The following is a 21,062-nucleotide window of genomic DNA, read 5'->3' on the forward strand; positions in this document are numbered from 1 at the left end:
TGAGCGATATTGTTAAGGGCGGTAAGATGGATAGCGGCATGAAAAGCATGTAAGGCATGTAAGGACACGCACGGCACAGCGTAACGCGCTGTGCCGTATCCGCCAGCGGTTTACAAAAATTGAGGGCCGCAGCACGACGCCGGGTTTTTTGTAGTAATAACGAATGTGCTCATCTATGCCAATGTTCGAACGGACTCTTCCCGATCCCATTGGCGTGTTTTTGCCGCAGCAATAAATGCGTTTTTGTCGTTGGTATCCACGACGCCCGCATCTTGTTCGACATTGGCCATTTTCAAAAGCGCCCGGCCGCCTTGGTCGACGGCGATTGCCTTGAGATGACCAAAAGCATCACGCACGAAATCGATCGCGGCGCCTTCCATCGACAGTGTCTTGGCGCCTGCGTCGGAGAGAATGACGGCGACGGCGTCAAATAGCACAGAAGGTGTACCCGCCAGTTGTCCGTCAGCCGCCAGCATCGAGCCATCGGCAAGCTTCGCGCCACCCACTTTGGGGGCGACGATCTTCACGCTGGCACCCGCATCGGTGGCGGCCTTTTTAATCTTCTTGATGACAGCACCATCTGAACCATCCGTGATCAGGATGCCAACCGCGCGCCCTTTGAGCGTGTCTTTCATCTTGCCGATGATTTGCAAGGCCGGTGAAGGTTCCATCTGTTGCACGGACACGGCAGCCTTGGGCGCATCGGGCATTTTGTCGAACCCAAGTCCCGCGGCGACGCGTTTGGCCAGGTCTTTATCGATATGTAGGAGGTGACCGACCATCGCCTCACGCACATGCACATGTTCGAGCTTGGAAAGCTCAAACACCAACGCCGAGGCGATGTGCGCCTGCTCATACGCGGTTTGACTGAGATAGAACTGCCGCGCCTGGCTTTAGTGGTCGGCAAAGGCCTCGGCACGGATGCGGTCTTTCTCACCCGTTTCAGTTACCACGGCGCTATGAAAGCCCTCAGCTGGCGTTTCGCGCGGCGAGTTTTTAGACAAAGAGTTGGGCTCATAGGCAACCCGGCCCACCGGTTGAGACATCTGCATGTGTCCATCGCGCTGATGGTTGGCGAACGGGCACTTGGGCGCGTTGACCGGGATTTGGTGAAAATTGGCTGAACCAAGGCGCGACAGCTGCGTGTCGAGATAGGAGAATAAACGGCCTTGTAACAGTGGATCATTGGAAAAATCGATGCCTGGCACGACATGCGAAGGACAGTAAGCCACTTGTTCGGTTTCAGCGAAGAAATTGTTCGGCCAGCGATTCAGGACCATGCGGCCGATGACTTTCAAGGGCACCAGTTCTTCGGGAATGAGCTTGGTCGCATCCAGATGATCGAACGGGAATTCGTCCGCTTCCTCCTGCGTAAAAAGCTGCACCGCGAATTCCCACTCGGGGAAATTACCCGCCGCGATGGCGTCGAACATATCGCGCCGATGGAAGTCCTGATCCGCGCCGCAAATCTTGACGGTCTCGTCCCAAATGGTGGACTGCAAGCCGAGTTTGGGACGCCAGTGGAATTTGACGAAAGTTGATTCGCCGGCGGCGTTGATGAGCCGGAAACTATGCACGCCAAAGCCCTCGATCATGCGCAGCGAACGGGGCAGGGTACGGTCCGACATGATCCACATCACCATGTGCATGGATTCCGGCGTGAGCGAAATGAAGTCCCAGAACGTGTCATGCGCGGTCGCCGATTGCGGAAAGCCGCGGTCGGGCTCCATTTTTACGGCATGGATGAGGTCGGGGAATTTGATGGCATCCTGAAAAAAGAAAACCGGGATGTTGTTGCCAACCAGATCCCAGTTGCCTTCCTTGGTATAAAACTTAACGGCAAACCCGCGTACGTCCCGCGGGGTGTCGACCGAGCCCGCGCCGCCGGCGACAGTCGATATACGAGTAAACACCGGTGTTTTTTCACCGACTTCAGTGAGTATCCGGGCACTGGTGTAGCGCTTCAATGAGGCGGTCAACTCGAAAAATCCAAGCACGCCGGTCGCACGCGCATGCACGATACGCTCGTGATCGAAATGAGTGATTTTTTCGCGGAGGATGAAATCCTCCAGCAATGTAGGGCCGCGCGAATTGGCCCTGAGCGAGTTCTGATTGTCGGAAAGTGCGACGCCCTGGTTGGTGGTAAGCACGGGGTGCTTTCCACCGGCGATCTGGTGCAGTTCGCCGCCGGCTATCCGTTGTGAGCCTACGTTCGGTGCCGAGCCCTTTTCCTGTTTACGGTTTCCAGAATTATTTGCTGTCCTTTTTTTGCTCATGATCTATTTCCTTGGTGAGTAACGTCGACTTGCCGGCTATTGTCGTGTTCTGATGCGTTGGTGTTTATTGGCACCACGCGATTCTGGCAGGGCGTCCCGGATCAAGCAGTTTGCATTTCTCCTGCTGCTGGATGGCCATTCTCTGGCTTCGTTAGCAGATCGTCAGTTAAAGAAGAAATAAATAATCACTAAAACGATAACAGGGACACCCAGCAGCCAGGCAATCAGATATTTTCCCATCTGGCTTCTCCTTATAAAAATGCGGTTGCATGCCGTCTGATTTTCTAGAAAATTAATATGAAAATGCACTTAACTCAATCGTGAAATAATCAGAATATTGCAATACACAATAAAACCTCTTAATTTCCATTTCTGTGCGTTATCGAACATTAAGAAGTGGCCCATGAAATCTCAATAGTTGGAAAAGTGGAATCGCTGCCTGAATGAGGCACGATAGCTAGCAAGGGCGAAACTGGCGGACCCAATAAATCCGGTATATTCTGCCAATATCCGTTCAGTTTTGAGCCAGCGGTCTGTGATTAAAAAGTTAAGTGGGACAGCAGCGACTCCGGCCCCATCCCAGGAAATTCAACGGCACCCACAAAGTATCTGTCTGGGAGTCATTTATGAGGATCTGGTGGCCCACACCGAAAATTGTGCGGACCGCTTTTGTCCGACGCCCGTCGCGCCTTTTTCCAAGTACAAGGCCCAAGCCCAATCGGGCTCGTACAGGCTGGTGGTCGATGACCAGTAAATGTCCTGCACGTCGGTGAAAGGATGCCCGGACGGCAAGGCCGGGCTGTGGGTGGCGCAATCCACCAACGATTCCAGTTCGTTGATCGTTGGCAGCCGCCAGGCACTTCCCGCGCCTTCGTGGTTAAGCTTGGCCACTGCGGCCAATGCCTCGCGCAAGACCACCGGTTGCGGTGTAAGGTTTGCGCTGCGGCGCCAGAGCAGACGTGTGAGACGATCCAGCACGCCTTCCTGAAGCATTTCGAAGCGGGGTTCAGGCCACGGGGCGCCGTAACGCCATTCGCCGTCCTGACCGGAACCGGTGCATGAAATAACATTGCCGGCGGCATCAAAGCACAGGCATTGGCCGGTGCGCGGGACAACATTCAGACCTTCACCGCGTACCGGCCATAGCATGAAGGATTGATCTTTGCCGCCATAAAACATGCGCGCGCCATCGAGCGCCACGTACCAGGCGTGCGCCGGACTGATGGCCGCCGTCGTTGCAGTCCAGTACCAGCCGTTGAACACATTGGTGAACGGGTGGTGCTCGGGCAGGGCAGGCAATTTGGCTTGCAGACTGAGCAAGCTGCGCAATTCGCGGCGATTGGGCAGACGCCAGTCGCGCTGGCCGAAACGCTTTTCACGATTCATGGCCGCGACGAAATCCAGTGCTTCCTGCCAGGTGAGTGGAAATTCCGCAAGATTGGCGCTACGACACCAGATCAGACCGGTCAACCGGTCCAAGACCTCGTCGTTGTGCAAGTCGAAGCGCGGTTCCGGCCAGTACGTGCCGACGGCAAATGACGCGTCCTGGCCAGAACCTTCGCATGGAACCTCGCGTCCATCGTCGGCATGGCAGGTGCGTTGGCCGGTATGCAGATAATGGTGCGAGGTCATGGTTGCTCCAACTTGTGCGTGCCAGCGCACAGACAGCCTGCAGGAATGAGTGGGATTATAAACTTTTGCAAAGAGTTAGCTCTGTTCAGAGCGAAATCGTAATCAGGGCTGATAGATAACGCCATAGTTTTAACTATAACGAGAATATTTATTATTTAGAGGAAACTTATTATGAACAAAGATCAAGTGAAGGGTGCAGCGAAAGTAGCTGCCGGTAAAGTGCAACAAAAAGTTGGCAAAGCAATAGGCAGCGAAAAACAGCAAGTCAAAGGTCTTGGAAAACAGATTGAAGGCAAGTCGCAAAAGGCTGTTGGCAACGCCAAAGAAGGTCTCAAAGATGCTGCTAAAGGTCGGTAGAAAAGTTTGCTGCAAGTTAAATTTCTGGACGCTGGTAGCGCCCAGGGAAGGCCTGTAAATATTTCTGTGTAACTGCCGTGATCGGTGGAGCGCCGGTACGCGGTTACCGTGCTTGATCCTGAAAGGGTTAAGTGCCGGTATTCACTCGCGCAACGACATCGTCCAGGCATTAGGAACTATATTATAAAGGCTCTTTGAGTGGCGGTTGGGAGAACACTTATGGCGTTGGCAGACGCTTGCGGTGACGCCAAAAGCGGCTCATCAGCGGCTTGACACTGGTTCCGTGGACGAGAATGGAAAGCGATACCGCAATCAGCGTCAATTGGATAAGCTCCAAGGCCAGATCTTCAGGGAGACCGTGTTGTATGGCATACATCAGGTAGTACAGTGAACCTATGCCGCGTACCCCAAACCAGCCCACCATGCCGCGTATCGGCCACGAAGTATGGGTACCCAACAGGCTGGCGAGAACACTGACTGGGCGCGCCACTATAAACAAAAACAGCGCAAGTCCCACCGCCCGCCAGTTCCAGGAGTCGAGAAACAGCGTGCCACCGATCAGCAGGATGAGCATCAATTCCGAGAGCCTCTCCAGATGTTCCTTGAATATCAGCGATCCTCCGCTGACGGTCGGCGGCGGCTCGTTATCAGGGCTTGCGTTTGCAGCTTCCGGTTCGATTCCGTAGGTTCGCGGCCGATCCGGGTAATCTCGACCGGCGCCGGCGAGTTTTATTTCGGTCTGGCGCAGCGCGACGGCAGCGAAAAATACCGCCAGAAATCCCCACGCATCGACTAGGACGCTCAAGCCGTATACCACACCGATCAGGCCGAGTCCGAGGAAGTCGTCCATGAGCTTGTGCTCGGGCGGCTCGCCACGCAGCTTCCATCCCAAACGGCCCAGTGCGGCGCCCGAAATTGCCCCGATGGTGATTCCTGCCACCGTGGCCCACAGCACATCGACCAGCGCCCAGCGCAGGCCGAATTCACCGAGCTCGTGCAGTCCGAGCAATCCCATCCCCAGCATCACAAACGGAAAAGCACTGCCGTCATTCATGCCCGCCTCGCAGGTCAAGGTGAAGCGGAGCTGGTCGCGGTCACCGGGATGACGGATCTGGACATCGGTCGCCAACACCGGATCGGTGGGTGCCAGGATCGCGCCCAGCAAGACGCCAGCGCCCAGTGGCAGACCGAGTAGATAATAAGCGAAAGCAGCGACCATCCCGACGCTGACCGCCATGGATACAGACGCCAGTAGAATCGGTGTGCGCCAGCGGGCGAAGCTTACCGGCACAGGCATTTTGATGCCGGCAGAAAACAACGAAATCAGCACAGCCACTTCGGTCAGCACTTCCAACAGTGCCGATTCTTTGAGCGGATTGAAGTGAAATACATTGAGCACCATAGGTCCGACCAGCAGTCCCACCGCCAGATAGATAATGGCTGGTGTGACCGGCAGGCGCTTGAGCATCGAAGAAGTAATGCCCCTGGCGAGCAACAGGCCGCCCACGAGCAGAAACCATTGTGCGTTAGTCATTGTTCGGTCGGTTCATTGTATTTCCGGTTTGACGAAACTGTTTTTGGCGGTGTTCCACGGTAGTGGATTCGTCAAGAAAATATATAACGGCCGATGCATCGATCATGGTGGTCGATTCGCGTACACCCGACTGGGTGGAAAAGGGAATCATTCCCGGGGCGATGAATATTCCGTCGGCTACCCGGCACACAAATTATTCTCGTATCGCGGCGGTATGCAGGATTGGGAAAACCTGGGGCTGACCACGATCTAGCCAGAGTGCGAATAAGCCAAGATCTCGATGTTAAGTACGGCGGGAGCACCTTCTCCGGTCGCCATTGAAATCAGCGAGGCAGTGATCTTGGCATTCTAGAGATATTTCAGGTACCCGTTGTTATCAGCGACAGCCGATGCAGATGAAAAATCTGACCAATCTTTTCAGTTTTTCGAACCACGCAGCAGTCCCATCGCGCCGATAACAGTCACGACAATACCGCCGACCAGCATCCAGATCGCCTTGTCGGTAGGCGCGTCGGTGAAAACCCGGGAAATGTCGGAGCTGACTGAATTCGATGCGTTGACACCGAAGATCACCAGCAGGATACCCCCGGCAAGCATCGCGAGCGAGATTGTTTTGTCCATCGGAAAATCTCCTTAAATTAAAAATAATCGCTACGGTCTGGACATATGACCGATCTGCGACAGAATCGCTACCAATAGTGCTGCTGCGGACAGCGCGAAAATAAATAAAATACTATCTGTCTGCTGAGAACTGGTCGATGCCAGGTATGTGATTGCCGACGGTGTACCAATAAAAATACTCAGCTTCAACATGACACTTCTCCTGCTCAGGACAAAGTCTACGGGAAAGGGCCAATGGCCCTTTGTTCCCTGCTACGTGATATTCAAGATCGCCTTACGCGTGGGTCAGAGAACTTTTCTTCCACCGATGACGCTAAGCAGGACCACCACGATGGCGAGCACCAGCAGAATGTGAATAAAGCCACCCATGGTATAGGAGGAGACGAGTCCCAGGAGCCACAAGACGACCAAAACAACAGCGATAGTGTATAACATGTTAATTCTCCTTCATGCTGTACTGTCCAGACCGATGCTATAACAATGTCAGCATGACCTGAGACAGTGATTTACGGAATGAAATTTTCCACACCGTGTCGAACTTGGGAGAACCCTACTTGTAAGAGAGGTTCGGAGGGTTATCCATCATCAAAACAATTATGCTCCTCCCCCTAAGATATTCAGTGCGATAGCGTACATAATTCTTTCGATTCTCAGGTTACCAACTGATACTGCTCTTTGGTGGTGTGTAGGCTTTCAAGTCGTTGATTTACATACTCCCAATTAATGACGTTCCAAAATGCATTGAGATAGTCAGCGCGGTCGCTCTGATATTTTAGGTAATAGGCGTGTTCCCACAGATCGTTGATGAGGAGGGCGGTCTTTTTTTCCAGCAGGACGCTGTCGTGGTCGGGGCGAGAAAGAACTTCCAGCTTTCCATCCGCCTGATTCACCACCAGGAACACCCAGCCGGAGGCGAAATGCTTTGTGCCCGTCTCGACGAACTTGGTCTTAAACGCGTCGACGGAGCCGAAGTCGCGAGCGATTGCTTGCGCCAGCGCGCCGATGGGTTTAGCGCCTGCTGCACCGGGCTTTAGAATTTTCCAAAAATACTGATGATGGAAGTGGCCCCCGCCCTGGTCGTGCACCGTCTGCCGGATCGTGACGGGCAGCTCATTGCTTCGCCGCAGCAGTTCTTCGATGCTGAAGTCATGCAATTCGGGATAACCCTTGAGCGCCGCATTAAGGTGGGTGATGTATGCCTGGTGATGTTTGTCGTGATGGATTCGCATGGTCGCCGCGTCGATGTAGGGCTCGAGCGCGTCGTAAGCGAAGGGCAGCGGCGTCAGGACAAACGGATAAGTGAGCGGTTTTTTGGTTTCGATAATCATAGGAAATTACTCCTGGCAATAGCCAAATTATGCAGAGACTTTCCCAGGGGAGCGGGGTACAAAAGCGATCCCGGACCTACGACGCTGGGGCGCCGAAAGCATCATTCTTTCAACCCCTCGAGGAGCGAGACCAGATCGTCGGCATGTTCCTCTTCACTGGCGAGGATCTCCTCGAGTACGCGGCGCGTCGTCGGGTCCTTTTCAGAGATATACGCAACCATCTCGCGATAGCTCTCGATCGCGATCCGTTCGGCGACCAGGTCTTCCTTGATCATCTGCTTGAGCGAATCGCCCTCGACGTATTCGGCGTGGCTGCGCTGCGACAGGCCGTCGGGGGAAAAATTCGGTTCACCGCGCAGCTGCACGATGCGCTCGGCGATGCGGTCGGCGTGCAGCAGTTCTTCGTTGGCGTGCTCGAGAAACTCAGCCGCCACGGGCTCGGCGTGGATGCCGGTGGCCATGAAGTAGTGGCGCTTGTAGCGCAGCACACAGACGATCTCGGTTGCCAGTGCTTCGTTCAGCAGTTTGATCACAGCCTTGCGGTCTGCCGCGTAGCCCGAAGTGACGGCACCGCCTTCGATGTGCTGACGCGCACGTTTACGCAGGGTCTGAATATCAGACAGCGAAGGCTTTTCCTTCGATAAGGTTTTCAGCGGGGATTGTTCCATATGTTACTCCTTTGTTGATCAGATTGTGGTCGTGGGCCTTTCTACAGCGACATTCGATACTTCACGGCCGCCAGGAATATTCACTTATAGCGGTGAAGTCACAGCGCAAAGACGTACCACCGATCCCACCGCTTGACAGAGTGTGGAGGTGGGGTGCTCGTCAAACACTCCGGCAGACGTCAGGTAAACAGCCCGACGCCTGCCGGATTTCGATTTACATCTTGCCGTAGTGCAGCTTCGCTTCGTTCATGCAGCTGTCCTTGGCGCCGCCTGCGAGGGCGTCACACTTTTCCTTCGCCACCGCGTAGTTGGCGTCGCGTTTATCCGTGGCGGCATCCCGACGTGCATCGGTAGATTCATCCGTTGCCTCTTTGCGCACTTCGGCAGATTCCTTGTTGACTTTCTTGTTCGCCTTCGAGATCTTCTTCTGCGATTTGGCGTCGGCCTTAGCGGCAGTCTCCGCGGCCTTCGCTTCCTTCAGGCATACGTCCTTGGCGTTGCCGGCCTGGTCATCGCATTTTTCCTTGGCGACTGAGTAATCGGCTTCCGCTTTGGTGACGAGCGCTTCGTAGCGGGACTCGTTGGTGTTCTTGTTGCGGGCGTCGAGATCGGCCTTTGCGATATTTTCTTTGCCCTTGGTCTCGGCCATGCATACGTCGTTGGCATTACCGGACAACGATTCGCAAATGGTCTTGTCGGACTTGTACTCAGCCGCAATGCTGTCCATGCCGGACTTGTAATCGCTCTTGGACATGGTTTGCGCCATCGCGCCGACGCTGAACGTGAGGCCGATCGCAACCGCGATCGCAGTGGTAGTGAATTTGCTCATAGTTTTTTCTCTTCTTTAAAGTGAGTGATGGATGAAAAGTGACGGTGGACGATGTCGGACTTTATATTGAATATTTATCGCCGTATGTACGTTGGCATACGGAGTGCAACTTAAATGGGGAAGATTCCCGCACACTCAGTGGGGAAGATTCCCGCACATCCACATCCATGGATGGCCTTCAGAACCAGGCAGGACGCAAGAGATTAAATTCACGTTGCGTGACACGCAGCCTGAACCATGCGCATGCGATGGATTGTTTCAGCAACCTGCTAACGCCCCAGCAGATCGCCCACCGGTTTGAGTGAGTCGACGCGATCACAAATCACCTTGGCGATGGTGACCAGCGGTGCACTGAGCAGCAGGCCCCATACACCCCACATCCAGCCGAAGAACAGCAAGGCGATAAACAGCACCGCGGCGTTCATGTGCGCGAAGTGGCTTTGCAGCCAGGTCATGAACACCACCCCGATCATGCCTGCCACCAGAAGCGACGCACCCGCGACGGCGAGCGCATTGAGCGACGAACCGAATTGCATAAACGCGGCTACGCCGCTGGCGAGTGCGATCAACGCCGGGCCCAGGTATGGCATGAAGTGCAGAACGCCGGCGGCGAAGCCCCATACGCCGGCCTGCTCCATTCCCAGCGCTCGGAACACGAGCCAGGTACAGACGCCAATCAGGGTGTTCGACACGAGCGTGACGAGCAAGTAGCGCTGAATCTGCACGTTGATCTCTTCGAGGATGTTCACGGCCTCTTTATGGTGCGACGGCCCGACGAACTGCACCAGCTTGCGCCGGAAGTGCTGTCCCGAGGCGAGCAGGAAATAGGTGAGCAGCAACACGATCGGTGCCTGAGCGACAACCGCGATCACCAGCGCTGACTGCGCGAGCGCGTAATCGCGCAGCCAGGCGGTAGGCTCGGGCTCGCGAGCCGCGACCGCGCGAGCTCCCGGCTTCAAGCCCGCGTCGGCGGCAGCCCCTTGAAGCTCGTTGGCGGCTATTTGCATATTTTGCAGCGCCGTCGGGCTGCCGGCGCGAGCGGCGCTCAAGTTCTGGCGCAGCTTGTGGGCGGCCTCGGGAAGCTTCTCGATCATCGTTATGGTCTCGTCGCGCAACGAGAAGGCGATCCAGGACAGGCTGCCGACGAGCACCACGAGAACCAGCGCCGCCGCCACAGGCCGCGGTACGTGAAGCGCCTTCAGCCAGTCCACCACCGGGCGCAGCATGTAGCTGGCGAGGATTCCGATCAGCAACGGCACAAAGAAGGCGCGCGCGAGATACAGCGCCGCAACGAGCACGAAAACCGCAAGTACAACGACCGCCGCGTCCGTGCGCGAGAGGCGGCCCACGTGCGCCGCGACCAATACTGGGTCGGCGCCCACGGCGGACGACACATCCACGACTCCGGAGTCAGCTTCGCTATGTGGCGAGATCACGGTCTGTGCGACATTCTTGTGGGGCAAGCGAGGTTATAGTGAATGCTAATCTGTGTATGTGCGATAGCGCACAGCATCACTTGGGGTACGTAGGGGCATTGGCCGTCAAGATAACGAGAACTGGGACCTAAAAGTTAGCGCAATAAAATCCGTTATGTTTGCCAGCGCACAGTGCGCCGGAGGGTGTAGCGAGTACAAGAGGTTTAGCGATGGATGGCTTCACAACCCGTTGGCCTGATTCTTGTCAAAGCCAATTTAACTGAAAGTCCACCTGTCCGATTACATCGATGCCTATTTCGGTATTGAATAACGCAGGAGTGGAACATGAACAGATTCGAAAATTATTCTAAACCACGAAATGGTTGCTAGTGTTAGCGTTAGCCGCTTAAGTGGCAGAAAGCGGTTACGGTTTTCCAGACAGCGAGCACGCATATCGTGTGGGAACCGGTCGCAGCGTCATCTTGGCAGGCGGCGCTCAGGCGAAGAATGTCTTTTGGAATGTTGGCAGTGCCGCGACGATTAATGGCGGTGCTCATATGGTGGGAACCATCATCGCTAATTCGGGTGTCACTTTCCCGGGCGGCGGCGCCACACTAGACGGCAGAGCCTTGTCCCTGGTTTCTGCCGTTTCATACTTGGATACCACTGTAAACGTTCTTGCCCCCTGAAGTGGGGAGATGCAGCATGAGAGACTAATGAAAATACCGTCGCGAGACGGTCTTTTTTGTGGGTCCGTATACACACGGGTTCCGTACTCTAGCGCACAGACTTTCTCTGGCCATAGTTACTAAGAACAAGCTCATGCCAGCGTAACCAAATTGTGACTGACATCCGTCAGGATGAGGCAATTTCTGACATTTTCGGCCAAAGCGCTCGGGCCAGATGCGCATAACTTGTTGAGAACTTAATGACCTGAATTTCCTCGCCGGTGCAGGTTTAGTGTGTACCGCAAAATTAGGAAATACTTATGTATATCTGTCCAGACGCTCTGGCTACATCAGTAATAACAAGAATTTCATCTTGTAACTGCTTAATGGGTATCAATTTTTACGCCTTCTATCGGCTCAGATGACGCGCCTGCTCCTCAACCGCATTAAAACACTGTCTCATTAGTCATTCATTTATGATCTCCACTCATCTCCATCGAGCCGCCACGCGTCGGTCGCAGCTTGTGGTTTAGGGGCTTCTGACCAAGTCTCAATTCAAGGGACGATCTGTGGGCAGAAAGGAATGACGGGCTAGCGGCCCCTCCCGCAGACTTAATCCTGAGGAGGAGAATGTCATGTTGAAGCTGAGTTTCTGGATTGGTACCCCGACTATAATCACTTATCTGGCGTCGACGAATTCTCAGCTCCTGGAAAATATCTACTATATCTTCGCTTTGTCGATCGCAGCGCTGGTGGTGGCGATCCTGTCGCAGATCAGCGAGAAGTCCAGGCCCTAGGTGATATCGGTAATCCTCCGAACGCGGGTGGCTTGTGCCACCCGCGTTTTTTATTGCCGGCTGGTAATTTTGTCCCCCTGTCGGTAGATTAAGTACCTGATCCCGTAGCTTTTCCCGGTACATGTCCCGCAAGCTGCATATCAAAACCTTCGGCTGTCAGATGAACGAGTACGACTCCGCACGCATGGCGGACGCGCTCGCGGCCAGCCACGGGCTGGAAACCACGGACGACCCGGCCCAGGCCGACGTATTGCTCCTCAATACCTGCTCCATTCGCGAGAAGGCGCAGGAGAAGGTGTTCTCGCAGCTGGGCCTGTGGCGCGAGCTGAAGGACGCGCGTCCCGGCCTGGTTATTGGCGTCGGCGGCTGCGTTGCCAGCCAGGAAGGCGCGGCAATCATAAGGCGCGCGCCTTACGTGGACATGGTATTCGGCCCGCAGACCCTGCACCGCCTGCCGCAGATGCTGGACAGCGTCCTGGTCAACCACAAGCCGGCGGTGGATATTGCGTTTCCCGAAATCGAGAAATTCGATCGCCTGCCCGAACCGCGGGTGGATGGCGTGCGGGCGCTGGTCTCGGTCATGGAAGGTTGCAGCAAGTATTGCAGTTTCTGCGTTGTGCCTTACACACGTGGCGAGGAATTCAGCCGGCCGTTCGATGACGTGATCGCGGAAGTGGTGCATCTGACCGAGCACGGCGTGCGCGAGGTTATTCTGCTCGGGCAGAACGTCAATGCCTATCGCGGGGCGATGCACACCGGCGAATTCGCCGATCTCGCCCTCCTGATCCGTTATCTCGCCGAGATCGACGGCATCGGCCGCCTGCGTTTCACCACTTCGCACCCGCAGGTGTTCAACGAGCGGCTGATCGGCGCTTATGCCAATGTGCTGAAACTCGCCGGTCACCTGCATCTCCCGGTGCAGAGCGGCAGCGACCGCATTCTCACGCTGATGAAGCGCGGTCATACCGTGCTCGAATACAAATCGAAGATTCGCAAGCTGCGCGAAGTGCGTCCGGACATCAGCGTAACGACGGATTTCATTGTTGGTTTCCCGGGCGAGACCGAAACGGATTTCGCCGCGAGCATGAGTCTCATGGAGGAAGTCGGTTTCGACACTTCATTCAGTTTTCTTTACAGCCCGCGTCCCGGCACGCCGGCGGCGGAGCTGACCGACGACACGCCGCAAGAAGTCAGGGAAGCGCGGCTGGCCCGGTTGCAGAGCCGCAATATCGAAATGGCCGCTGCCATCAGCCGGCGCATGGTGGGCACGACACAGCGAATTCTCGTCGAGGGCCCGGCGCGCAAGTCCCCGCAGCAACTGTGCGGGCGCACGGAGAACAACCGTGTCGTAAACTTTGATGTACAGGGAAGTACAAATGCCGCGGAAGGCAGGACGCCGGGAGCGGCGGATGCCTCTGACCAGAGCCTGATCGGCCGGTTTGTGGATGTGGAAATCACCGAAGCGATGACCAATTCCCTGCGCGGGCGGCTGCTTAACGAAGTTTTGGCGCGCCGCGCTTGATTTGTTCATCGGTTTTGCGTCTTAATTATTCTCTGAATCATTCCAGGATGGCAGCACGCGTTTGAAACCGAAACCCAGTCACATTGAATTCAGCCTCACCCCCGCGGACAATCGCCGGCTCGCCAGCCTGTGCGGCAGTCACGACGAACACCTCAAGCAGATCGAAGAATACATGGGCGTCGAGATCGCCAATCGCGGTCATGTCTTTCGCGTGACCGGTGCGCCGGAGGAAAGCAGCGCCGCGTCGCAACTGCTGAAAGATCTCTATGACGCCACCCAGGGAGACGAGGCCCTGACGCTGGCCGGCGTGCATGTCATGCTGCAGAAATTTGCGCTGCGCGGGCCGGAGGAAGAAGACGATCGCGAAACCACGTTGCGCACGCCCAAGCGCATCGTCCGTGGGCGCGGTCCGCGTCAGCGCCAGTACATCCGCCATATCCTGACCCACGACATCAATTTCGGCATCGGCCCGGCCGGCACCGGCAAGACCTATCTGGCCGTGGCCTGCGCCGTCGAGGCGCTCGAGACCAACCGCGTGCAACGGATTCTGCTGGTGCGGCCGGTGGTGGAGGCTGGCGAACGCCTGGGATTCCTGCCCGGCGACCTCGAGCAGAAAATCGACCCCTATCTGCGACCGTTGTATGACGCGTTGCACGAAATGCTGGGTTTCGAAAAGGTAGCGCGGCTGCTGGAGAAAAATATTATTGAACTCGCGCCGCTCGCCTACATGCGTGGCCGCACGCTCAACGAATCCTTCATCATCCTGGATGAGGCGCAGAATACCACCGCGGAGCAGATGAAAATGTTCCTCACGCGTATCGGTTTCGGCACCACCGCGGTGATTACCGGCGATATCACCCAGATCGACCTGCGCCGCACGCAGCTGTCCGGCCTCAAGCAGGCGATGGAAATCCTGCGCAATGTCGAAGGCATTACTTTTACCCATTTCACCCCGCAGGACGTCGTGCGCCATGCGCTGGTGCAGAAAATTGTCGAGGCCTACGAAACGCACGAGAGCGCTGCCGAGAAATTGCGCAGCAAGAAAAACGAAGCATGAAATTGCAATTGAGCGTGCAGTACGGCGTGACGCGCGCCGGACTGCCCACGGATTCCGTCCTGCGTCGCTGGGCACACGCCGCCCTGAAGGGTCTGCGACGTCGGCGCGTGACGCTGGGACTGCGCATCGTGGGCAACGCGGAGTCGGCGGCGCTCAATGGCCGATTCCGGCGCAAGTCTTATCCGACCAATGTCCTGTCGTTTCCTTTCGAGGCGCCGCCCGGCACGCGCAGCGACATCCTCGGCGATTTGGTTATCTGTGCGCCGGTGGTGCGGCGCGAGGCGCGCATCCAGCGTAAAACCGTGAATGCCCATTGGGCACACATGGTGGTTCACGGTATACTGCATTTGCGCGGGTATAATCACCTGAAACGGCAGGACGCCGTGGTGATGGAAAAAAAGGAAATCCGCCTGCTCAAGGAGCTGGGCTACGCCAACCCCTATATTCAATGAACGATAAAAACGAAGACAAGCCGGGCGCCACCGGCGATACGACGGCTGCGCCGCGCTCGCTGCTTGACCGATTGAGTCATGCGCTGCTCGGCGAACCGGCCACGCGCAACGACCTGATCGATGTTCTGCGCGATTCCGCCAAGCGCGATCTGCTCGATCGCGATTCGCTCGACATGATCGAAGGCGTGCTCCAAGTCTCCGAGATGAAGGTCCGGGACATCATGGTGCCGCGTTCGCAGATGGACGTCGTGGACAAGAACAGCCCGCCCGAGGGCTACCTGCCGATGCTGATCGAGTCCGGCCACTCGCGCTTCCCCATGGTGGACGGTGACAAGGACAAGGTGATCGGCATTCTGCTCGCCAAGGACCTTTTGCGTTATTTGTTCCTCGACAAGAAGAAACGCGCCCAATTCAACGTCCACGACATGCTGCGGCCGGCGGTGTTCGTGCCGGAAAGCAAGCGCCTGAACGTGCTGTTGCGCGAATTCCGCACCAGCCGTAACCACATGGCGATCGTCGTGGACGAATACGGCGGGGTGGCGGGACTGGTGACCATCGAGGATGTGCTGGAGCAGATTGTGGGCGAGATCGCGGACGAGTACGATATCGAGGACGACGTCATGATCATGCCGCGCGACGGCGGTGAATACGTGATCAAGGCGCTGGTGACACTGGCCGATTTCAATACGCGCCTCAACAGTCAGCTCGCACACGAGGAAATCGATACCGTGGGCGGTCTGGTCATGAACCGTCTCGGACATGTCCCGCGCCGCGGCGAGAAAATCGACATCGATAACTGGCGTTTCGAGGTGCTGCGTGCCGACAGCCGCCGCGTTTATCTCCTGAAAGTGACTCCGGTTGAACAAGCAGACCGGCAAAAAGCCAAGTAGCAGGACTTTCCGTTTTCCGCCGGCAGCGGCTGACATGGTGGCGTTTGTCGCCGGGCTGTTGCTGCCGCTCGCGTTCTCGCCGTTCGACTTGTTCCCGCTTGCCGTGCTGTCTCCCGCCTTGCTGTTTGTATTATGGTCGGACGCCTCTCCGGGGCGCGCGGCCTTCCGCGGTTTTCTGTACGGAGCGGGAATGTTCGGCCTCGGTGTGTCGTGGGTCTATGTCAGCATGCACCATTATGGAAACATGACCGCGCCGCTCGCCGGTCTGGCGGTGCTGTTGTTTGTCGCCGGGCTCGCACTTTATCCGGCCTTGTTCGGATGGTGGCAGGCGCGTTTTTTTTCGGTGCGTGGCGCCTGGCATGCGCTGGTTTTGTTGCCCTCGCTCTGGGTGCTGTTCGAATGGATTCGTGGCTGGTTTCTCACCGGTTTTCCCTGGCTCAATCTGGGTTACAGTCAGGTGAGCAGTCCGCTCGCCGGTTATGCGTCGTGGTTGGGTGTGTATGGCGTGAGTTTTTTCTGCGCGCTGAGCGCCGGCGTGCTCGCCTGGGGCGTGCGCGCACCGGAAAAATTTCTCAAATTCGGCCTGCCGCTATTCACTGCCATCTGGATCGGCGGCTGGCTTGCCGGGAAGATCGAATGGGTGCAACCTGCCGGTAATCCTCTGCAAGTCACGCTCATTCAGGGGAATGTCTCGCTCGACAGCAAGTGGCGCCCGGAAAGCCGTGCCGCCATCATGAGCCGTTACGCGTCGCTGAGTGCCGCGGCGCCGAAATCGGATCTGATCATCTGGCCGGAGTCGGCGGTGCCGGCGTATCTGGATGAAATCGATTCGGGCTTTCTCGGAGATTTGCGTCGCATCAGTCAGGCGGCACGCGTGGATTTTCTGCTCGGCGTGGTGGAGCGTGACAGGGACCGGCGGCATTACTACAACAGCGTGGTGAGCATCAGCCCGCAACCGGGTATTTACCGCAAGCAGCATCTCGTCCCCTTCGGCGAGTATCCGCCTGTGGAGCCGGTATTTTCCTGGCTGATGCGGAACTTCCAGATACCCATGTCGGACTTCAGCGCCGGCGCGCCGAATCAGCCGCCATTGTTCGCCGCCGGCCAGAAGATCGGCGTGTCGGTCTGTTATGAAGATGCGTTTGGCGAAGAAGTGATCCGCACCCTGCCGTCCGCGACCATGCTGGTGAACGTGAGTGAAGATGCCTGGTTCGGCGATTCGCTGGCGCCGCACCAGCGCATCGAGATGGCGCGCATGCGCGCGCTCGAAACCGGCCGTCCCATGTTACGCGCCGCCAATACCGGACCGTCCGTTGTTATCGATCATCATGGCGATGTCATGGCGCGCGCACCGCAGTTTCAGATCCATGCGCTGACGGCGTCGGTGCAGCCCATGCAGGGGGCAACCCCCTATGTGCGGTTCGGGAATTGGCCCATCGTATTGTGGGTGTTTCTCACAATCGCCGCCGCGATGGCGGTTCGTGCCCAAAAACGGCTGACAAAAATGCGCTGATTTTAATGGCCTAATGATTAACGCCCGCGAGCGGGCACGGTTCTTGCTGACCTTTCTGACTGACCTATTATTAGATAACAAGGCAGCATCAGCATGAGAACGGTTGCCGGAGCGGACATGGCCATCACCGGGCAGGAACTGCGTTCAGCCAAGTTTACTATTTGGCGGAATCTCATCGGGCCGTTTTTGGTTTTGACCGCCGTGGCGTCCATCGAAATTCTGAAACTGAAAGGATTCAGAATCCCCAATCCGCCGGCCATACTCCTGCTCATCGTGGCATTTTCCGCGTTCTACGGCGGAATGGCATCCGGCATGGCGAGCGCCGCGATGGCATGGTTGTATTTCGCGTATTTCTTTTCCATCCCCGGTCAACCTTTCCAATATGCTGGAGAGAATTTTGTGCGTGTCGCAATGTGGGCGGTGACGACACCGGCGATGGCGCTGCTGATCGGCGTTCTGAAGAGCCGCGTCATGCATGTATCAGACCTGGGGACCATCAACACGACCCTGAAAGCGCAGATGATCGAGCGCCGGCGCGCCGAAGACGAGGTGCGCTTGTTGCAGGCCATGACGGTGGCGGTCGGCGAGGCGCCCGATCTGTACTCCGCGCTCGAAGTGGTGTTACGCAAGGTCTGCGAATCCACCGGCTGGCTCGTGGGACAGGCGTGGATGCCCGGGGAAACCGGCCGCCTCGAGTGTGTGCCGGCCTGGTACGGAAACACCGCGGGCCTCGAACGCTTCCGCAAGACCAGCCTTGAGATGATGTGCATGCAGGGAACCGGGTTGCCGGGTCGGGTGTGGACATCAAAAAAACCGGTGTGGGTGAACGATGTGATCCGCGATGGAAAATTTCATCGCGCCAGCGCGGCGACGGAGGCCGGACTCCGCGCAGGACTGGGGATTCCGGTACTGGCTGGCGACGAGATGATCGCAGTGCTCGAGTTCTTCGTGCGCGCGCCGCGGGATGAAGACGAACACCTGACCGGCATTGTCTCCAGCATCGCGACGCAATTGGGTTCTATGATCCAGCGCAAACACGCGGAAGCGGCGTTGCGCCGCAGCGAGAACCAGCTGCGTGCCATCGTCGACGCAGAACCGGAATGCGTCAAAATCGTCACCGCGGACGGCACGTTGTTGCAAATGAACGCGGCGGGGCTGGCCATGATCGAGGCCAGCCGGCCCGAGCAGGTGATCGGCAAGTCGATATTCGGTCTGTTGCTGCCGGAGTACCGTGAACCTTTTCGCGACTTTATAGAAAATGTCCTGCGCGGCAACAAGGGTAAAATGGAATTCGAGATGATCGGATTTAAGGGCACGCATCGGTGGATGGAAACGCACTCCGTCGCCATGTCCGGTGACCGGGGCGGGCCTCCGGTCATGCTGAGCATCACGCGCGATATCACCGAACTTAAAAACAGCGAAAGTCGCCTGAAACAGCTCGCCCATTTCGACAGCCTCACGGAGCTTCCCAACCGCGTGCAGTTCATCGAGCGCCTGGAGCAGACCATGGCCGACGCGGACCGCAATGAGCGGCTGGTGGGCGTTGTCTTCCTCGATCTGGACCGTTTCAAGTACATCAATGACAGCCTCGGCCATGGAAAGGGAGACATGCTCCTCCGGGAAGTCGCCATGCGCCTGAATGACTCGATACGCCGCGGCGATACCGTCGCGCGTCTGAGCGGTGATGAATTCGCGCTGGTGCTGGCCGACATGGGGCACATCAATGACGCCATCCATGTCACCCAGAAAATCCTCGATGTGTTCAAGCAGCCCTTTCTCATCGCTGGACATGAACTTTTCGTGACGGCGAGCATGGGGATCACCCTGTATCCCTTCGACGACCAGGGCGCCCAAGAGCTGCTGCGCAACGCCGACGTGGCCATGTACCGCGCCAAGGAAGTCGGCAAGAACAACTATCAGTTTTACGTCGCGGAAATGACCGCCAGCGCCACCGAGCGCTTGTCGCTCGAAACCGACCTGCGGTCCGCCCTCGACCGGGGCGAGTTGTCACTGCACTACCAGCCGATCGCGGAAGGAAAATCGGGGCGCATCGTCGGCATGGAGGCGTTGCTGCGCTGGAAACATCCCGTGCGCGGGATGATTTCACCGGCACAGTTCATCCCCCTCGCCGAGGAAACCGGCTTCATCATCCCCATCGGCGAATGGGTGTTGCGTACCGCATGCCGGCAATGCCGTGCCTGGCAAAAGCAGGGATTCTCCTCGCTCTACGTGGCGGTGAATCTTTCCTCGCGGCAGTTTCATCAAAAGGATTTGCCGGCATCGATCCATAATATCCTGCAGGAAACCGGCCTCAACCCCCATTATCTGGACCTGGAAATTACCGAAGGCCTCGTCATGCAGCAGGCGGAATCTTCCATTAATACCCTGAGCGAGCTCAAGGCCATGGGTATGCGGATATCCGTCGACGATTTCGGCACCGGATATTCCAGTCTGAGCTATCTCAAGCGGTTCCCGATCGACGTGCTGAAAATCGACCAGTCGTTCGTGCGCGATATTCCCGGCGATGCCGACGATGCGGCGATCGCGAGCACCATCATCACCATGGCGCACAGTCTCGGGCTCAAGGTGGTTGCCGAAGGCGTGGAGACCAGGGAGCAGCTGAATTTCATGCGTGAGCACGGTTGCGACTCTATGCAAGGCTACTTCCTCAGCAAACCTCTGCCGGCGGAACAGTTTGAAAGCTTTCTCGAATGCGGAGCGCGCCTGGCCACGGGCTGAATCCTATTCTCCGTTTCCCGCCTGACTGTACTTGCCGTTAGCGCCCGGCTGCATGCCACGTTATGGAATGATATGATGCGGCCCGCCCCGCGAACCGTGGGTCAGATAATCATTTCAAGGAAAGAGCAATGAAAAAATTCGCTTTATTAACACTGCTGATCATGTTTTTTGCCGGCGTTGTCTCGGCCGCGGAAAAACCGACCGTCGGTTATGTAAACCTCCATAAGGTGCTTCTGGAGAGCAAGGTCGGCAAGCGCAACAAGGCTGAGCTCGACAAGCTGATCAAGGAGAAGGAGAGCATGATTACCGGCGAGGAGGCCAAGCTTCAGGCGTTGCAGCAGGCGTTCCAGAAGGAGCAGCTGCTGTTGACCGATGCACAGAAGCTGGAAAAGCAGAAAGCGTTCCAGGAAAAAGCCGAGGCCTACCAGAAGATGGTCGGTGAGGCCAAGCAGGCTGTCAGCAAGAAGGACAACGAATTCGCCAGCAAATCGGTCGCGGACATCAAGGTTATCGTCGCCGATATCGCCAAGGAAATGAAGCTCCATCTCGTGCTCGATGCCTCCGCGGGGAACGTGCTCTATGCCGAGGAGGGGATGGATTTGACGCAGAAGGTGATTGAGAAATACGACGCGAAGGCCAAGTAGTCTTGTTGCCGTCATCCCCGCGAAAGCGGGGTGAGGCGGAGTCTTCGTTAACACACTTAACGTGTGTTCACGCCGTCGAACGGGTGCAACGGGTTCTGTTGCACCCCGGGCAGCAACAGG

Annotated in this window: 19 protein-coding genes and 1 pseudogene; 11 read left to right on the top strand and 9 right to left on the bottom strand. The window is 56.8% G+C overall.

Annotated features, from left to right (window positions below):
- Positions 1-173: 173 nt before the first annotated feature.
- Both WB402_RS07610 and WB402_RS07615 read right to left on the bottom strand, forming a co-directional pair.
- Positions 174-2,276 (bottom strand): annotated as a pseudogene (locus tag WB402_RS07610) (catalase).
- Between the two features lie 624 nt (positions 2,277-2,900).
- Positions 2,901-3,908 carry a DUF1566 domain-containing protein gene (locus WB402_RS07615; RefSeq protein ID WP_424206538.1) on the bottom strand — a complete coding sequence of 336 codons (1,008 nt, stop codon included), beginning with the start codon at positions 3,906-3,908 and terminating at the stop codon, positions 2,901-2,903.
- A 171-nt stretch (positions 3,909-4,079) separates the two neighbouring features.
- Here WB402_RS07615 and WB402_RS07620 point away from each other — a divergent pair, with 171 nt between their 5' ends.
- Complete coding sequence (locus WB402_RS07620; RefSeq protein WP_424206539.1) at positions 4,080-4,265, top strand: CsbD family protein; 186 nt, start codon at positions 4,080-4,082, stop codon at positions 4,263-4,265.
- Positions 4,266-4,482: 217 nt separating this feature from the next.
- Here the strand turns inward: WB402_RS07620 and WB402_RS07625 are convergent, their stop codons facing one another.
- The gene (locus tag WB402_RS07625) at positions 4,483-5,799 is read right to left on the bottom strand and encodes a cation:proton antiporter (RefSeq protein ID WP_424206541.1); all 1,317 of its coding nucleotides are present in this window, start codon (positions 5,797-5,799) and stop codon (positions 4,483-4,485) included.
- A gap of 43 nt (positions 5,800-5,842) precedes the next feature.
- Here WB402_RS07625 and WB402_RS07630 point away from each other — a divergent pair, with 43 nt between their 5' ends.
- Positions 5,843-6,052: a hypothetical protein gene (locus WB402_RS07630; RefSeq protein ID WP_424206543.1), complete on the top strand. Its 210-nt coding sequence runs from the start codon at positions 5,843-5,845 to the stop codon at positions 6,050-6,052.
- A gap of 164 nt (positions 6,053-6,216) precedes the next feature.
- On the opposite strand, the gene WB402_RS07635 is transcribed toward WB402_RS07630, so the two are convergent.
- The 6 genes from WB402_RS07635 to WB402_RS07660 all read right to left on the bottom strand — a co-directional run bounded on the left by WB402_RS07635 (position 6,217) and on the right by WB402_RS07660 (position 10,639).
- A complete protein-coding gene (locus tag WB402_RS07635; RefSeq protein WP_424206545.1) occupies positions 6,217-6,420 on the bottom strand; it encodes a DUF3185 family protein in 204 nt (67 codons plus the stop codon).
- Positions 6,421-6,705: 285 nt separating this feature from the next.
- Positions 6,706-6,855 (bottom strand): lmo0937 family membrane protein, encoded by a 150-nt coding sequence (locus WB402_RS07640; protein WP_424206547.1) that lies wholly within the window; start codon positions 6,853-6,855, stop codon positions 6,706-6,708.
- Positions 6,856-7,070: 215 nt separating this feature from the next.
- Complete coding sequence (locus WB402_RS07645; RefSeq protein WP_424206549.1) at positions 7,071-7,748, bottom strand: superoxide dismutase; 678 nt, start codon at positions 7,746-7,748, stop codon at positions 7,071-7,073.
- 101 nt (positions 7,749-7,849) lie between these two features.
- The gene (locus WB402_RS07650; RefSeq protein ID WP_424206551.1) at positions 7,850-8,416 is read right to left on the bottom strand and encodes a ferritin-like domain-containing protein; all 567 of its coding nucleotides are present in this window, start codon (positions 8,414-8,416) and stop codon (positions 7,850-7,852) included.
- A 214-nt stretch (positions 8,417-8,630) separates the two neighbouring features.
- Entirely contained in the window at positions 8,631-9,245 is a 615-nt protein-coding gene (locus tag WB402_RS07655) for a hypothetical protein (protein ID WP_424206553.1), read from the bottom strand.
- Positions 9,246-9,514: 269 nt separating this feature from the next.
- Positions 9,515-10,639: an AI-2E family transporter gene (locus tag WB402_RS07660; protein ID WP_424206555.1), complete on the bottom strand. Its 1,125-nt coding sequence runs from the start codon at positions 10,637-10,639 to the stop codon at positions 9,515-9,517.
- A gap of 479 nt (positions 10,640-11,118) precedes the next feature.
- On the opposite strand from WB402_RS07660, the gene WB402_RS07665 reads away from it, so the two are divergent.
- The 9 genes from WB402_RS07665 to WB402_RS07705 all read left to right on the top strand — a co-directional run bounded on the left by WB402_RS07665 (position 11,119) and on the right by WB402_RS07705 (position 20,942).
- Complete coding sequence (locus tag WB402_RS07665; RefSeq protein WP_424206573.1) at positions 11,119-11,349, top strand: ice-binding family protein; 231 nt, start codon at positions 11,119-11,121, stop codon at positions 11,347-11,349.
- Positions 11,350-11,963: 614 nt separating this feature from the next.
- A complete protein-coding gene (locus WB402_RS07670) occupies positions 11,964-12,125 on the top strand; it encodes a hypothetical protein (protein ID WP_424206557.1) in 162 nt (53 codons plus the stop codon).
- A gap of 121 nt (positions 12,126-12,246) precedes the next feature.
- Positions 12,247-13,647: a tRNA (N6-isopentenyl adenosine(37)-C2)-methylthiotransferase MiaB gene (gene miaB / locus WB402_RS07675; protein ID WP_424206559.1), complete on the top strand. Its 1,401-nt coding sequence runs from the start codon at positions 12,247-12,249 to the stop codon at positions 13,645-13,647.
- Between the two features lie 61 nt (positions 13,648-13,708).
- Positions 13,709-14,704: a PhoH family protein gene (locus tag WB402_RS07680; RefSeq protein WP_424206561.1), complete on the top strand. Its 996-nt coding sequence runs from the start codon at positions 13,709-13,711 to the stop codon at positions 14,702-14,704.
- Entirely contained in the window at positions 14,701-15,156 is a 456-nt protein-coding gene (gene ybeY, locus WB402_RS07685; protein WP_424206563.1) for an rRNA maturation RNase YbeY, read from the top strand. The genes WB402_RS07680 and ybeY overlap by 4 nt, the downstream gene beginning before the upstream one ends.
- Positions 15,153-16,046, top strand: coding sequence for an HlyC/CorC family transporter (locus WB402_RS07690; RefSeq protein WP_424206565.1), 894 nt, complete (start codon positions 15,153-15,155; stop codon positions 16,044-16,046). Before ybeY ends, WB402_RS07690 begins: the two co-directional genes overlap by 4 nt.
- A gap of 34 nt (positions 16,047-16,080) precedes the next feature.
- Positions 16,081-17,559, top strand: coding sequence for an apolipoprotein N-acyltransferase (lnt, locus tag WB402_RS07695; protein WP_424206567.1), 1,479 nt, complete (start codon positions 16,081-16,083; stop codon positions 17,557-17,559).
- A 93-nt stretch (positions 17,560-17,652) separates the two neighbouring features.
- Entirely contained in the window at positions 17,653-20,298 is a 2,646-nt protein-coding gene (locus WB402_RS07700; RefSeq protein ID WP_424206569.1) for an EAL domain-containing protein, read from the top strand.
- A 128-nt stretch (positions 20,299-20,426) separates the two neighbouring features.
- Positions 20,427-20,942: an OmpH family outer membrane protein gene (locus WB402_RS07705; protein WP_424206571.1), complete on the top strand. Its 516-nt coding sequence runs from the start codon at positions 20,427-20,429 to the stop codon at positions 20,940-20,942.
- Positions 20,943-21,062 lie beyond the last annotated feature (120 nt).

It is taken from the genome of Sulfuricaulis sp. (genome assembly GCF_049587675.1).
In the GTDB taxonomy this organism is placed as follows: domain Bacteria; phylum Pseudomonadota; class Gammaproteobacteria; order Acidiferrobacterales; family Sulfurifustaceae; genus Sulfuricaulis.